Origin of the sequence: Streptomyces sp. NPDC006691 (assembly GCF_042869955.1) — a bacterium.
Taxonomy (GTDB): Bacteria; Actinomycetota; Actinomycetes; order Streptomycetales; family Streptomycetaceae; genus Streptomyces.
Window position 1 is genome coordinate 114,834 of record NZ_JBIAGW010000008.1, and the last position, 14,745, is coordinate 129,578.

The 14,745-nt window shown below is 70.5% G+C and carries 11 protein-coding genes and 2 pseudogenes; 11 read left to right on the plus strand and 2 right to left on the minus strand.

Going from position 1 to position 14,745, the window contains the following annotated elements; genetic code table 11:
* Window positions 1–53: 53 nt before the first annotated feature.
* Entirely contained in the window at window positions 54–1,412 is a 1,359-nt protein-coding gene (glmM, locus tag ACFYNP_RS19765; RefSeq protein WP_388405639.1) for a phosphoglucosamine mutase, read from the plus strand.
* Here the strand turns inward: glmM and ACFYNP_RS19770 are convergent.
* Together ACFYNP_RS19770 and coaA are read right to left on the minus strand one after the other, a co-directional pair.
* The gene (locus tag ACFYNP_RS19770; protein WP_388786759.1) at window positions 1,409–2,344 is read right to left on the minus strand and encodes a DUF389 domain-containing protein; all 936 of its coding nucleotides are present in this window, start codon (window positions 2,342–2,344) and stop codon (window positions 1,409–1,411) included. The genes glmM and ACFYNP_RS19770 overlap by 4 nt on opposite strands.
* A gap of 46 nt (window positions 2,345–2,390) precedes the next feature.
* A complete protein-coding gene (coaA, locus tag ACFYNP_RS19775) occupies window positions 2,391–3,380 on the minus strand; it encodes a type I pantothenate kinase (RefSeq protein WP_388405644.1) in 990 nt (329 codons plus the stop codon).
* Window positions 3,381–4,751: 1,371 nt separating this feature from the next.
* Here coaA and ACFYNP_RS19780 point away from each other — a divergent pair.
* From ACFYNP_RS19780 to alr, 10 genes and pseudogenes are all read left to right on the plus strand, one after another.
* Entirely contained in the window at window positions 4,752–5,138 is a 387-nt protein-coding gene (locus ACFYNP_RS19780; protein WP_388786762.1) for a hypothetical protein, read from the plus strand.
* A gap of 5 nt (window positions 5,139–5,143) precedes the next feature.
* Window positions 5,144–5,277 (plus strand): annotated as a pseudogene (locus ACFYNP_RS19785) (XRE family transcriptional regulator); the annotation flags it as partial.
* Window positions 5,278–5,372: 95 nt separating this feature from the next.
* Window positions 5,373–5,795, plus strand: a pseudogene (locus ACFYNP_RS19790) (NUDIX hydrolase).
* A gap of 560 nt (window positions 5,796–6,355) precedes the next feature.
* Window positions 6,356–6,814, plus strand: coding sequence for an SMI1/KNR4 family protein (locus ACFYNP_RS19795; protein ID WP_388786765.1), 459 nt, complete (start codon window positions 6,356–6,358; stop codon window positions 6,812–6,814).
* A gap of 109 nt (window positions 6,815–6,923) precedes the next feature.
* A complete protein-coding gene (locus tag ACFYNP_RS19800) occupies window positions 6,924–7,355 on the plus strand; it encodes a hypothetical protein (protein WP_388786768.1) in 432 nt (143 codons plus the stop codon).
* A 462-nt stretch (window positions 7,356–7,817) separates the two neighbouring features.
* Window positions 7,818–9,665, plus strand: coding sequence for a glutamine--fructose-6-phosphate transaminase (isomerizing) (gene glmS / locus ACFYNP_RS19805; RefSeq protein ID WP_388405647.1), 1,848 nt, complete (start codon window positions 7,818–7,820; stop codon window positions 9,663–9,665).
* A gap of 122 nt (window positions 9,666–9,787) precedes the next feature.
* Window positions 9,788–10,156: a holo-ACP synthase gene (locus ACFYNP_RS19810; protein WP_388405650.1), complete on the plus strand. Its 369-nt coding sequence runs from the start codon at window positions 9,788–9,790 to the stop codon at window positions 10,154–10,156.
* 780 nt (window positions 10,157–10,936) lie between these two features.
* On the plus strand, window positions 10,937–12,370 hold the full coding sequence (locus tag ACFYNP_RS19815) for an NAD(P)H-hydrate dehydratase (RefSeq protein ID WP_388786771.1): 1,434 nt from the start codon (window positions 10,937–10,939) through the stop codon (window positions 12,368–12,370).
* Window positions 12,371–12,538: 168 nt separating this feature from the next.
* Window positions 12,539–13,441 (plus strand): L,D-transpeptidase family protein, encoded by a 903-nt coding sequence (locus ACFYNP_RS19820; protein WP_388787015.1) that lies wholly within the window; start codon window positions 12,539–12,541, stop codon window positions 13,439–13,441.
* Between the two features lie 108 nt (window positions 13,442–13,549).
* Window positions 13,550–14,707: an alanine racemase gene (alr, locus tag ACFYNP_RS19825; protein ID WP_388787018.1), complete on the plus strand. Its 1,158-nt coding sequence runs from the start codon at window positions 13,550–13,552 to the stop codon at window positions 14,705–14,707.
* The last annotated feature ends 38 nt before the right edge of the window (window positions 14,708–14,745 follow it).

A 14,745-nucleotide genomic window follows, 5' to 3' on the forward strand; every position in this document is an offset into this window, starting at 1 on the left:
TCTCCACCCCCGCAGTTATCTACCCCGCATTTTCGGCTTTTCGGAGGACAGACGTGGGACGACTCTTCGGCACGGACGGCGTGCGCGGTGTCGCCAACTCGGATCTGACGGCTGAGCTCGCGCTCGGTCTGTCGGTCGCGGCGGCACATGTGCTCGCCGAAGCGGGGACCTTCGAGGGGCATCGGCCGACCGCCGTGGTCGGGCGCGATCCCCGCGCGTCGGGAGAGTTCCTCGAAGCCGCGGTCGTCGCGGGCCTCGCGAGCGCGGGCGTGGACGTCCTGCGGGTCGGTGTGCTGCCCACCCCCGCGGTGGCGTACCTCACCGGTGTGCTGGGCGCCGACCTCGGTGTGATGCTCTCGGCCAGCCACAACGCCATGCCGGACAACGGTGTCAAGTTCTTCGCGCGCGGCGGCCACAAGCTCGCCGACGAGCTGGAGGACCGCATCGAGTCGATCTACGAGCAGCACCGCACGGGCGAGCCGTGGGAGCGGCCGACCGGCGCGGGTGTGGGACGCGTCCGCTCGTACGGCGAGGGCTTCGACCGGTACGTCGCCCACCTCATCGGCGTGCTGCCGAACCGTCTCGACGGCCTGAAGGTCGTCCTGGACGAGGCGCACGGCGCCGCCGCCCGGGTCTCGCCGGAGGCGTTCGCGCGGGCCGGCGCCGAGGTCATCACCATCGGGGCCGAGCCGGACGGGCTCAACATCAACGACGGCTGCGGCTCCACCCACCTCGACCTCCTGAAGGCGGCCGTCGTGGAGCACGGCGCCGACCTCGGCATCGCGCACGACGGCGACGCCGACCGCTGCCTGGCCGTGGACGCCACGGGCAACGAGGTCGACGGCGACCAGATCCTCGCGGTGCTCGCGCTCGCCATGCGCGAGGCGGGCACGCTGCGCCGCAACACCGTCGTCGGCACCGTGATGTCGAACCTGGGCTTCAAGATCGCCATGGAGGGCGAGGGCATCGAGCTCGTCCAGACCGGGGTCGGCGACCGTTACGTCCTGGAGTCGATGAAGGAGCACGGCTACGCGCTGGGCGGCGAGCAGTCCGGCCACGTGATCATCCTGGACCACGCGACCACGGGTGACGGCACGCTGACCGGTCTGATGCTGGCCGCCCGCGTCGCCGCGACCGGCCGCACCCTCGCCGACCTCGCCGGGGTCATGACGCGCCTGCCGCAGGTCCTGGTCAACGTCCCCGACGTCGACAAGTCCCGCGTCGCCACCTCCGCCGAGCTCGGCACGGCCGTCGCCGAGGCCGAGCGCGAGCTGGGTGCCACCGGGCGGGTGCTGCTGCGCCCCTCGGGCACCGAGCCGCTGGTCCGCGTGATGGTCGAGGCCGCCGACATCGAGCAGGCCCGCTCGGTGGCCGGCCGTCTGGCCGACGTCGTCAAGTCGGCGCTGGGTTAAGCGAGTCGACGCTTGCGCTGCCTCGCCCAGAAGACCTTCTGGGCGAGCAGCGTGAGCGTGCCGGCCAGCACGATGCCGCCGAGGTTGGCGAGCAGTTGCCAGGTCGAGCCCCACGTCTGGCCGTACTCCGCGTAGCTGAAGGCCATCGCGGCGTTGGCCGCGGCGGGAACCGTCGTCACCGAGATCGCGACGCCGATCAGCGCGCCCGACTTGGCAGAGGTCAGCGAGAGCGTCCCCGCGATGCCGGCCAGGAAGGCGACCACGAACGACATCCAGTCCGGCTTCCAGATGAAGGCCGTATTGGGGCGTGGACCCTCCAGCAACTCCTTTGAAAACAGCCCGAGTTGGTCCATCAGCCAGCCGAATCCCGCGGTCACCACCATGGCCGCCGCGAAGCCGACGAGCAGGGCGACGAGTGAGCGCCACACCAGCCCGGGTGCGCGCCGCACCAGTGCCGTGGAGATCCCCGCCAGCGGCCCGAACTCGGGGCCGACCGCCATCGCGCCCACGATCAGGATCGCGTTGTCCAGCATCACGCCGCACGCGGCCAGCATGGTGGCGACGGCCAGGAACGCGACGTAGGTGACCGACAGGGTCGACTCCTCGTGCGTCGCGTCCGTCAGCGACTCCCACAGCACCGCGTCCGCGCCCTCGCCGGGTGCCTCCGCCTCGGCCGCGTCGGCGCGCCGCGAGATGGAGAGACCGATCTGGTCGACGGCGATCGCGCCGTCCCGGCCGAGACCGATCGCGCGCAGCCCGGCGATCAGTTCGTCCCCGGCTTCGCGTGCCACATCGCACAGCACCAGATCGCCCGCAGGGTCACGGGCCGCGCCGGGCAGGACCACAAGATGGGCGGTGCCGACCGTCGACTCGACGACGCGTACGGCCTCGTCGGTGCGGTCGGCGGGCACGATCAGTCGCAGGTGCAGCACGTTTCCTCGCCGGGTGGGGCTGGTGGCCGCGGCCTGCGGCCCGCGGTCACAGTTTGCGCAGGGAGATCTTCTGGATCTTGTGGTCCGGCCCCTTGCGCACGACGAGGGTGGCCCGGCCGCGGGTGGGGGCCACATTCTCCACCAGGTTGGGCCGGTTGATGGTCCGCCAGGTCGTACGGGCGTAGTCCAGGGCCTCCTCCTCGGAGACCTGGGTGTACTTGCGGAAGTACGAGAACGGGTTCTGGAAGGCGGTCTCGCGCAGCTTGCGGAACCGGTTGAGGTACCAGGTCTCGATGTCCTCGGTCCGCGCGTCCACGTACACGCTGAAGTCGAAGTAGTCGGCGAGGCCCACCCGGGTGCGGCCGTCCTGGCCGGGCAGGGCCGGCTGGAGGACGTTGAGGCCCTCCACGATGAGGATGTCGGGGCGGCGCACCACGAGTTGCTCGTCCGGCACGATGTCGTAGATGAGGTGCGAGTAGACGGGCGCGGTGACCTCGTCCTTGCCCGCCTTGATGTCCGCGACGAACCGGGTCAGGGCCCGGCGGTCGTACGACTCGGGGAACCCCTTGCGCGACATCAGGCCGCGGCGCTGGAGCTCGGCCATCGGATACAGGAAGCCGTCGGTGGTGACCAGCTCGACCCGGGGGTGCTCGGGCCAGCGGGCGAGCAGCGCCTGGAGCAGTCGGGCCACCGTCGACTTGCCGACCGCCACCGACCCCGCGACCCCTATGACGAAGGGGGTGCCGCGCTGGGTGCCGTGCCCGTTGCCCGCGTCGCCCAGGAACGTGTTGAGGGTGCCGCGCAGCTGGGCGGTGGCCTCCACGTACAGGTTCAGCAGCCGGGACAGCGGCAGGTAGATGTCGCGCACCTCGTCGAGGTCGATGACGTCGCCGAGCCCGCGCAGCCGCTCGACCTCCTCGGCGGTCAGCGGCAGCGGCGTCTTGTCGCGCAGGGCGCTCCACTCGGCGCGCGTCAGGTCCACATAGGGAGTCGCCTCCGGCTTGCGGTGGGCGCTCCGTGGCGGCGAAGTGATCACGACTCCATTGTTGCGGCTGTATGACGTGCGTGGGGGGTGGGGTGGGTCACTTGGCGGGAGTGACCTGCCCCACCCTTCCCCGGGGTGGTGCCGCTCAGCCGAAGGCCTTCACCGTCGACCAGCCGCCGGTGATGACCACGGAGCCGGGCGTCCACCGCTCCCCGGCGGACGGAAAGCTGAGTTTGCGCCGCGGCAAGCCGGACGGACATGGCGGTACCAGCCCCGCCTCGCTCGGCAGCTCCGGCGCTTCGCTGGAGGCTCCGACTCCTCGTACGGCTCCTCCTGGACCAAGGCCGGCCCGCCCGTCGTCGTCGGCACGCCGGACCTCAACGTCAACGGTGACGGAATCCCCGACATCTGGGCCCTGACCAGCAGCGGTAGCCGGCGTGCAGATCAACTCCCAGCCCGGGGTACATCCGGAGGTTGCCGTCGCCGTCGCCGTCGCCGTCGATGACGAAGAGGTCCGGTTTGGCGTCTCCTGTGACGTCGCCCGGTCCGTCCACCGCATCACGCGGGGAGACGTCGAACCGGTAGCTGGAGCTCTCGGAGGTGTTGCCGGCGGCGTCGACTGCGCAGGCCCAGCGAGCCGACCGGCTACACCATGTCTCCGGGCCCGGGCTGCGACACGACCGCGCCGAATACTTGAACGGGGGGCTGGCAGTGGTCAAAAAACCCGCCCAGAAGGCGGCCGACAGCGCGTGGCCCAACATCACCCCTTGGCGGCGAAGGTCAAGTCGGACTTGCCCACGGAGCGCAGATCCTGGCCATCGGCGACATCGACAACGATCTCTCCGGCCGGGGCAGTGGCTCCGCACGAGTTCCGGCACACACGTACAGATTGGTGCGGTCGCGCATTACACGAAGCGGCAGCGAACGCATGATCTTACTGTCGATGACGTTCCTGCGTACTACGTGCTGGCGGGGGCTACGCCGGTCCTGGTTCACAATTGCCCAACCAACCTTCTTTCCGCAGAAGACCAGCTGAACGGGTTTATGCCGAAAGTCGAGTGGCTGAGGGATATCACGACGTTTGGATCCATGGTTCCCCGGATGGGGTCGCCCCCAGCTTCAATGCTGCGAAAGGCGGATCCGGTCTAATTAACACCGGGTGCTCGCAGGCGTGATAATGCGTGACAATGAGTGACCCGAACTACGCCGGCGGGCCAATTAGGCTCTGCTCCTGCCAGACTGGTGCGTCTTGAGGAACCTTCGCGCAGGATCTTGCCAAGAACTCGGCGTGGAGGTCCTGGCACCCACCGGCTATTTGTACGTACGCCCCAACGGTAGGGTCAGCATTGGCCGTGAGGGTGCAGTGCTTGGTCGATCCCACTTCCATGGCGAATGGGCGAGCTTCCTTCCAGGAGGGGGCAGATGGCAGGAGAGGGAATCGTGAGACGTGCAGGATTCTATGGATCTGCTGAGGAAGTCTCCACTGCGGCGAACCCTGCCGAGCACCCCTGGGAGGCGTTGGCAGCGCGCTATCTAGAGCAAGGGGAGGTTATTGTCGCCGCAAGCCAGTGGGTTGATGATCTACTGAATGTGAGTGCCAAGAGAATCTGCCAGTACTCGATTCGGACAGACGGGGCCTGGGTGTGGCCGAGCAGCCTGGCGTACTATGTGAGGCAGTATCATGTGAAGCTCCCCGCCGAGTTCCTCAATCACATGGCAGCAAATGATTGGATGGTGGGGGAATTTGAGGCGGCCGCGGTAGATGAAATCTATGAGCGGCTAGACGAGTTCACCGAATCCAGTCAATGACAAGCGACTCCCTTTACCGGGCTGACGACCAGCAATTCGTCAACGCATACGACTGGGGCGTCAACGCCTACGCAGCCCCGTATGGCATCTTCGCCGACACGGGACAGGCGGCATGTTCGGCACCTACGCCGAGAGCTTCGGCGGCGGGGCACGGTCAGCCTTCCTCTCGTACGGGCGTTGCCGTCGTCCACTACCGAGTACTACGACGACCCCAACGCGCCCAAGCCGAACAGCATGGCCGTCGCCGCCACCGCCGTCGTCACCGACGGCCACGGGCGCATCCTCCTCCAGCGCCGCCCGCCGCGACAACGACCTATGGGCCCTGCCCGGAGGCGGCATGGACCTCACCGACTCCCTCCCAGGCATAGCCGTCCGCGAGGTCAAAGAGGAGACCGGCCTCGACGTCGAGATCACTGGCCTGGTCGGCACCTACACCGACCCGAAACACATCATCGCCTACACCGACGGCGAGGTCCGACGACAGTTCGACGTCTGCTTCACCGCCCGCATCACCGGCGGCCGGCTGGAGATTTCCGACGAGTCGACCGAGCTCGGTTCGTGCCGCCGGATGAGATCGAGCAGATTCCGATGCACCACACCCAACGACTCAGGCTCCAGCACTTCCTGGAGCAGCGCGAGAAGCCGTACCTGGGCTGAATCATCTGACGGCAGTAGCGACGGCGACAACCCCGCACAACCACGGACACCCACGCACCTCACCGTACCAGCAGACCGCACTTGACCTGCGAAAAGGCAGGTCAAAGGCTTCGCGTAGCACACGTACTGTGTGCTGGCGGGGGCCATGCCGGTCCTGGTTCACAACTGCGGCACCACCCCGCCCGGGGTGCAATGCAATTGCGTTGCTGGAACAGGTGCGGGCCCGGCTGATGTTCCAATTGGGAATTCGGGAGCTTGGACTCGTTCCGACATCATTCGCGGCTCGCTTGGGCTGCGCCCAAATCGGCTTGGTGACCGAATCGAAATTCGCCATGCCGATCAGATGCCCGGGGCTCCGATCCATGTGCTAGATCAAAATGTCCACCGCGGGGTCGGAACGGACCTGCATCGGAATCCGCATAACCAAGGTGTCACGAAGGAGATGCGGAGAGAAGATACCCAGCTCCACTGGTGGTATAGGTCGCAGGAGTAAGGCTGGGGGGCGTACAGCCCGGAACATTGGTTCGACAACTGGCCCGGATGATCGGTTAGGTGAGATCGTGGAGTCTGAAGAGTTTGAAGCCCACCTGTCTGCTGCCCGTGCGAAACGCGCCGGTCTGAGCAGTCCTGAAGGCTTTGACGTCTTCGAGTCGCGAGCGACTTCCGAAGTCGAACTGCTGGAGGTAGAGGAAGCTCTCGGGGTGCAGCTCCCTGGCGAGTGCAGGGAGTTCATGAAGCGTCACGGAGGAGGAATTTTCCTCTTCCTCGACCTTCTGCCAGTTGCTGCTTCTGATGATCAAGAGGATGACCTGAGAAGGGTGAATGCATCCGAGTTCAAGCATGGCGACTTTATCGCTGTGGCCCCGGTTGGTACAGGTGACTGGTGGGGCTTCTCGGTCATCGAAGGCCGCTGCGCAAACCAGGTCGATCTCTGGGACCACGAGGATGGTCAAGTGCAATTTGCGGCCATCGGCTTCCTTGAATTCCTGGCATGTGAGGGACTTCGCGTAGGGAGATAGTTCAGCAGCGCGTCTACGCGTTCAGCAGGGCCACCAGCAGCCCCCCGCCGAATCCACCGGCGCGGGTGCGTTACCGCGCAACATTTATTTCAACAGGGGAGGGATTTTTGTGAGAGCGGCAGAAAAGGCGATCAGGGGTGTCCAGGGTTTCCTGGAGCCGGGGGAAGCCGTGCGGCGGGTGTATCTCGCGTCGGGCGGTCTGTATCCGCCGGCGGGGGCGGCGCTCTGCTTCGTCGTGATGATCGCCGGGCAATATCTGGTGGGTGTGGGCGGCCTGGTCGGCGGGGGCCTCGCTGGGCTCGTGGTGATGGCGTTCATGAGCCGGCGCGTGATCGTGCGGACCGATCGGGCCGTGGTCGTGCTCGGCTGCGGGCGGTTCAGGCCGACCAGGTCGACACGGGTCATGGCGCGGTTGCCCAAGGAGACCCGGGTCGGGCCCTTCTCGGGTGCGTACGCGCAGGTGGAGATCGGCGGCGAGAAGCTCTGGATCCCGAAGGCGTACCAGGGGCACGAGGCGGAGTCCGGACTGCGGCTGGAGTGACGGGGGCCGTGCGGGACGCGGGCGGGCAGAGCGTGGAGGGGCGCGTCGGCCCAGCCCTCCCTGCCCGTGTTCTACGGCGTTGCGCGCCTGTTCCGTGCGCGGCCCCGCCGATCCTTCACGCGCCGCACCGTGTGAAGGATCGGCGGGGCCGCGCCCGCCTGCGGGGACGCGGGTGGTCCGCATGCCCGGCGATGGATGAGCAGGTGCGCCACACCCGCGGTCAGACAGCGCACGAAGCGCTGGAGTCGTCGGTTCTCGTGGCAAGGTGGCTCGGTCACGAGGACCCGGACGTCAGGCGCGAGCGCAGCCAGCCGCACCCGAGGCCGGACTCGGGCACCCGTGGTCTCGAAGCGCCCGTTGCGGGGGGCGGTGGGAGCTGAACTCCCCCGGACTCCCCAGCGGGTGCCAGGGGCGGTAAGTGACACCTTGAGTCGCCGGTCGGGCGGCCACGAAGGGGTTTTTATGTGCGGAATCGTGGGTTATGTGGGCGGACAGTCGGCGCTCGACGTCGTGGTCGCCGGGCTGAAGCGGCTGGAGTACCGCGGGTACGACTCGGCGGGCGTCGCGGTCCTCGCGGACGGCGGGCTCGCCGCGGCGAAGAAGGCCGGCAAGCTGGTCAATCTGGAGAAGGCGCTCGTGGAGGCGCCGCTGCCCGCCGGGGCCACCGGCATCGGGCACACCCGGTGGGCCACGCACGGCGGGCCGACCGATGAGAACGCGCACCCGCACCTGGACAACGCGGGGCGGGTCGCGGTCGTGCACAACGGGATCATCGAGAACTTCGCCGCGCTCCGCGCCGAGCTGGCCGAACGCGGCCACGAGCTGGCCTCGGAGACGGACACCGAGGTCGTCTCGCACCTCCTGGCCGAGTGCTACTCCTCCGCCGAGGACCTGGCCGAGGCCATGCGCCAGGTGTGCCGGCGCCTGGAGGGCGCGTTCACGCTGGTGGCCGTGCACGCCGACGAGCCGGACGTCGTGGTGGGCGCGCGGCGCAACTCGCCGCTCGTGGTGGGCGTCGGCGAGGGGGAGTCCTTCCTCGCCTCCGACGTCGCCGCGTTCATCGCGCACACCCGCTCCGCGATCGAACTGGGCCAGGACCAGGTCGTCGAGCTGCGCCGGGACGGGGTCACCGTCACCGACTTCGACGGGGCGCCGGCCGAGACCCGGGCGTACCACGTCGACTGGGACGCCTCGGCCGCCGAGAAGGGCGGCTACGACTACTTCATGCTCAAGGAGATCGCCGAGCAGCCCAAGGCCGTCGCGGACACGCTGCTCGGGCGGATCGACGGGGCCGGCTCGCTGACCCTGGACGAGCTGCGCATCCCGCACAAGGTGCTGCGCGAGATCGACAAGGTCGTCGTCGTGGCCTGCGGCACCGCGTATCACGCGGGCATGATCGCGAAGCTGGCGATCGAGCACTGGACGCGCATCCCCTGCGAGACGGAGCTGGCCAGCGAGTTCCGCTACCGGGACCCGATCCTTGACCAGCGCACCCTCGTCATCGCCATCTCGCAGTCCGGCGAGACCATGGACACCCTGATGGCGCTGCGGCACGCCCGCGAGCAGGGCGCGAAGGTGCTCGCGATCTGCAACACCAACGGCTCGACGATCCCGCGCGAGTCGGACGCGGTCCTCTACACGCACGCCGGCCCCGAGGTCGCCGTCGCCTCGACGAAGGCGTTCCTGACCCAGCTGGTGGCCTGCTATCTCGTCGCGCTGTACCTCGGCCAGGTGCGCGGCACCAAGTGGGGCGACGAGATCCGGGCCGTCGTGCACGACCTCGCCGAGATCTCCCGCGAGGTCGACCGCGTCCTCGAAACCATGGAGCCCGTACGGGAGTTGGCGCGCTCGCTCGCTCACAAGAACACGGTGCTCTTCCTCGGCCGGCACGTCGGCTACCCCGTCGCCCTCGAAGGCGCGCTCAAGCTCAAGGAGCTGGCGTACATGCACGCCGAGGGGTTCGCGGCGGGGGAGCTGAAGCACGGGCCGATCGCCCTGATCGAGCAGGACCTGCCGGTCGTGGTCGTCGTGCCGTCCCCGCGCGGGCGGTCCGTGCTGCACGACAAGATCGTGTCCAACATCCAGGAGATCCGGGCCCGCGGGGCGCGCACGATCGTGATCGCCGAGGAGGGCGACGAGGCGGTGGTGCCGTACGCCGACCACCTCGTCCGCATCCCGGCCACGCCCACGCTGCTCCAGCCGCTGGTGGCCACCGTGCCGCTCCAGGTCTTCGCGTGCGAGCTGGCGACGGCCCGGGGCAACGAGGTCGACCAGCCGCGGAATCTGGCCAAGTCCGTGACGGTGGAGTGAGCGCGTGCGTGCGTGCATGACTGATCGTGCGTGCATGACTGATCGTGAGTGAGTGAGTGAGTGAGTGAGTGAGTGAGTGAGTGAGTGAGAGCGAGTGAGCGAGTGAGGGAGGGCGGGGTCAAGTGATCATCGGGGTCGGCATCGACGTGGCCGAGATCGAACGGTTCGGGGCGTCCATCGCGCGGACGCCCGGGATGCTCCAACGGCTGTTCGTGGAAAGCGAGTTGATGCTCCCCAGCGGCGAGCGCCGCGGTGACGCCTCGCTCGCCGCCCGCTTCGCCGCGAAGGAGGCCCTCGCGAAGGCGCTGGGGGCGCCGGGAGGGCTGCTGTGGACGGATGCGGAGGTGTACGTGGAGGGGAGCGGTCAGCCCCGGCTCCGCGTCCGGGGCTCCGTCGCGGCGCGGGCGGCTGAGCTCGGGGTTCGGCAGTGGCATGTTTCGCTCAGCCATGATGCGGGGGTGGCGTCGGCGGTGGTGATCGCCGAGGGCTGACCTTCGCGATCACCACCGCCGGTGCCCGCGGAGGGCTGACCTTCGCGGCTGCCGGGTCGCTCCGCGGCGGCGGGAGGGTGCGCTGGGGCTCCGCCGCGGGCCGGGGTTGTTGCCCCTCCCCGCCCCTTCCCGCAACCCTCCGGGGGTGGGGAGGGGGTGCGGACGACTTTCCGGGGCTGCGCCCCGGGGCCCCTGGCTCGGCTTGCAGACCGTGCGTGGTTGCTCGCGCAGTTCCCCGCGCCCCCAACCCTCTTTCGGGTGCGGGCCGTGTCCGCTTCTTGCGCAGTTCCCCGCGCCCCCAACCCTCTTTCGGGTGCGGGCCGTGTCCGCTTCTTGCGCAGTTCCCCGCGCCCCTCAACCCCGTTTCGGTCTGCGGACCGTGCCCGCTTCTCGCGCAGTTCCCCGCGCCCCTAAGGGCCTCGGCGCTGGCCCGCATCGGGCATTTCAGCCCGTCATGGGGGTCCCCCCTGGCCCTTAAGGCCTTGGGGGAGTTTGAGGACGAGCGCCCTTTAGGCGCGAACGGGGTGCAGGGGGCGGAGCCCCCTGTGGGGGTTCGAGGGGCGCAGCCCCTCAAAAGGGGGTCTGGGGCGCAGCCCCAGGGGCCCGGACCATTCAGCCCGGCCGCACGGGCGGGTGGGTGGGCAAAGATGCCCGGGGTCTGGGGCGGAGCCCCAGGAGGCCCGGAACCAACCAACCCCGGGCAACGGGCGGGAGGGCGGGCAAACCCCCAGGGGGAGGCCCCGGTGGCCGGGGGCGGGCGTCTCGGGGGAGAGTGGGCGCATGCGTACTGGGTATGACGTCACCACCGTCCGCACCGCCGAGCGCGAGCTCATGGCCAAGGTCCCCCCGGGCGCGCTGATGCAGCGCGCCGCCGCAGGACTCGCCGCGACTTGCGCGGGGCTGCTCGGCCGCGTGTACGGCGCCCGCGTCGTCCTCCTCGTCGGCAGCGGCGACAACGGCGGCGACGCGCTGTACGCCGGTGCCCGCCTGGCCCGCAGGGGCGCCAAAGTCGGCGCGGTGCTGCTCGCCCCCGACCGCGCCCACCCGGAGGGCCTCGCCGCGTTCACCCGCGCCGGCGGCCGCGTAGCCGACGACCCCTTCGAGGTACTGGCCGTCGCCGATCTCGTACTGGACGGCATCACCGGCATCGGCGGCCACGGCGGGCTCCGCCCCGACGCCGTGCCCCTGGCCCGCGCCGCCCGGGGCTCGAACGCGCTGGTCGTCGCCGTCGACCTGCCGAGCGGCGTGGACGCGGACACCGGCGAGGTCGCGGGCGAGGCGCTGCGCGCGGACGTCACCGTCACGTTCGGCGCGTACAAGCCGGGCCTGCTCATCGACCCCGCCCAGGAGTACGCGGGCGTGGTGCACCTCGTCCCGATCGGCCTCGACCTGCCCTCCGTACCGGCCGTCGAGGCGCTCCAACACACCGACGTGGCCGACCTGTTGCCCGCCCCGGCCGCCGAGAGCGACAAGTACCGAAGGGGCGTCGTCGGGGTCGTCGCGGGCTCCGGCCGGTACCCGGGCGCGGCCGTCCTCGCGGTCGCGGGCGCGCTGCGCGGCGGCGCCGGGGCCGTGCGGTACGTCGGCCCCGGCGGGGACGCCGTGATCGCCCGCTTCCCCGAGACCCTCGTGTCGGACGGCTCGCCCGACCAGGCCGGCCGGGTCCAGGCCTGGGTGGTCGGCCCGGGCCTCGGCGAGGGGCCGGGCGTGGCCGAGGTGCTCGCCTCCGACGTGCCGGTCCTGGTGGACGCGGACGGCCTGCGCGGCCTGGACCCCGACGCCGTACGGGCCCGCCCGGCCGCCACGCTGCTCACCCCGCACGCGGGCGAGGCGGCGGCCCTGCTCGGGGTCCCGCGCGCGCAGGTCGAGGCCGAGCGGCTCGCCTCGGTGCGCGAACTCGCCGCGCGGTTCGGCGCGACGGTGCTCCTCAAGGGCTCGACCACGCTGATCGCGGATGCCGAGGGCCCGGTCCGGGTCAACGCGACCGGCACCCCGTGGCTGGCCACGGCGGGCAGCGGTGACGTCCTGTCCGGCCTGGCGGGCTCGCTGCTCGCGACCGGCCTGCCCGCACGGGACGCGGCGTCGGCGGCCGCCTACCTGCACGGCCTGGCCGGCCGGCACGCCGCCCAGGGCGCCCCGACCTCGGCGTACGCGGTGGCCGAGGCGCTCCCGGAGGCCTGGCGCGACATCGCGGGCGCCTCGGCCGAGCGGTAGCCCGGGCCCCTCGGGGGCCGACGCCGAGCAGGGGTCCGGGCCCACCCCGCCCGCTCCCGGGTGACATGCGCCGCGCGGCTTCCGTGACTTGCCCGGGGTCCGGGGTTCGCTGGGGGCATGAGCCAAGGACAAAAGCGTCATAAACGCCAGAGGTGGGGAGCTTGCGGGCTGGTGCTCGCGGCCGCGCTCGCGCTCGGCGCGGCCGCGCCCGGCAGCGGCGACGCACCACCCCCGCCGCCCCGGCCCGCCGCCCCCGCGCCGCCCGCCCCGCCCGCACCGGACAGCGGCGCCTCCGCCGAGACCCTGGTGCCCGGGGTGGCGTCAGCGGCACCCGAGACGCCGCTCGACACCCCGGACCAGGTGCTGCCGCCGCTCGTGTACGAGCCCGGGGCCACCGAGGACCGGGCCGAGCCGGCCGCGGCGCCGGAGGACGCGTACCGGCTCATCGAGTACGTGCCGCAGAGCGAGGTCACCGCCAAGCCCGGCAGCTGCACCACCAAGACCGGGCCCTACCAGCGGCAGGTCGAGCGCTGGCTGCGGCTCAAGGTGGACGGCCGGCAGTCCGCCGCCGACTGCGCGGCGATCCGCAAGTTCCAGCAGCAGCAGGGGATTTCGCCCACCATCGGCTTCGCGGGACCGGTCACCTGGTCGCGGATGCAGTTCCTGTCCGCCCGCAAGAACCCCAACGCCGCCCACAAGTGCCCGGTCAGGAAGCAGCGGGTGGCGTGCGTCGACCTGACGCGCCAGCTGATGTGGGTGCAGACCGGCAGCAAGGTGACGTTCGGCCCGGTGCCGATCCGCAGCGGACGGGCCTCACTGCCCACCCGGGGCGGCTGGCACAAGATCTACTGGCGGCACAAGAACCACGTGTCGTCGATCTACCACCAGGCCATGCCCTATGCCCAGTTCTTCGACGGCGGCCAGGCCTTCCACGCGATCTACCACAGCGTGTACACCTCGGTCGGCAGCCAGGGCTGCGTCAACCTCAGCCTGACCGACGCGCGCAGGCTCTGGGACGTGCTGCGCAACAAGGACCTCGTCTACGTGTGGGGGCACCGCGACGGCACCTGACACCGGGGGACGGCACCAGACACCCGGGGACGGCACCTGACACCGGGTGTGGCCCGCGGCACAATCCGGCCGCCCGTGCGCTCTGAGAGACTTGGGGCGATGACCGCGATGACTCAGAACCCCGCCGGACGCGCCCGCGCCGAGATCGACCTCGGCGCGCTGCGCGCCAACGTGCGGACGCTGCGCGCTCAGTCGCCCGGCGCGCAGCTCATGGCCGTGGTGAAGTCGGACGCGTACGGGCACGGCGCGTTGGCGTGCGCGAGGGCGGCACTGGAGGCGGGCGCCGGCTGGCTCGGCACCGCCACCCCGCACGAGGCGCTCACCCTGCGCGCGGCCGGCATCGGGGCCCCGATGCTGTGCTGGCTGTGGACGCCGGGCGGCCCCTGGCGCGAGGCGATCGAGGCGGACATCGATGTCTCGGTGAGCGGCATGTGGGCCCTGCGGGAGGTGGCCGACGCGGCCCGCGCGGCCGGACGGACGGCCAGGATCCAGCTCAAGGCCGACACCGGCCTCGGCCGCAACGGCTGCCAGCCCGCCGACTGGCCGGAGCTGGTGCACGCGGCACTCGCCGCCCCCGAGGTGAACGTCACCGGCCTGTGGTCGCACCTGGCCTGCGCCGACGAACCCGGGCACCCCTCGATCACGGCCCAGCTCTCGGTGTTCCAGGAGATGACCGCGTACGCCGAGAAGGCGGGCGTCACCCCCGAGGTGCGGCACATCGCCAACTCCCCGGCCACGCTCACCCTCCCCGAGTCCCACTACGACCTCGTACGCACCGGCATCGCCATGTACGGCGTCTCGCCGTCACCCGAGCTCGGCACCTCGCGCGAGCTCGGCCTGCGGCCGGTCATGACGCTGTCGGCCTCGGTCGCGCTCAGCAAGCAGGTTCCGGCGGGTCACGGCGTCAGTTACGGGCATCACTACGTCACGGCGGACGAGACCACCCTCGCCCTGGTCCCGCTCGGCTACGCCGACGGCATCCCGCGGCACGCCTCGGGGCGCGGTCCGGTTCTGGTGGGCGGGAAAGTGCGTACCGCGGCGGGCCGCATTGCGATGGATCAGTTCGTGGTCGACCTTGAGGGGGACACGGTCGAGCCGGGCGCGCGGGCCGTGCTGTTCGGTCCGGGCGACGGCGGGGAGCCGACGGCCGAGGACTGGGCGCGGGCGGCCGACACGATCGCGTACGAGATCGTGACGCGCATCGGTTCGCGGGTACCGCGCGTCTATGTGAACGAGCGGGCCGCGGCCGAGGGTCCGCAGACGTGAACGAGTGTTCCGGCGACGACGAATAAGAGCGGAGCGGC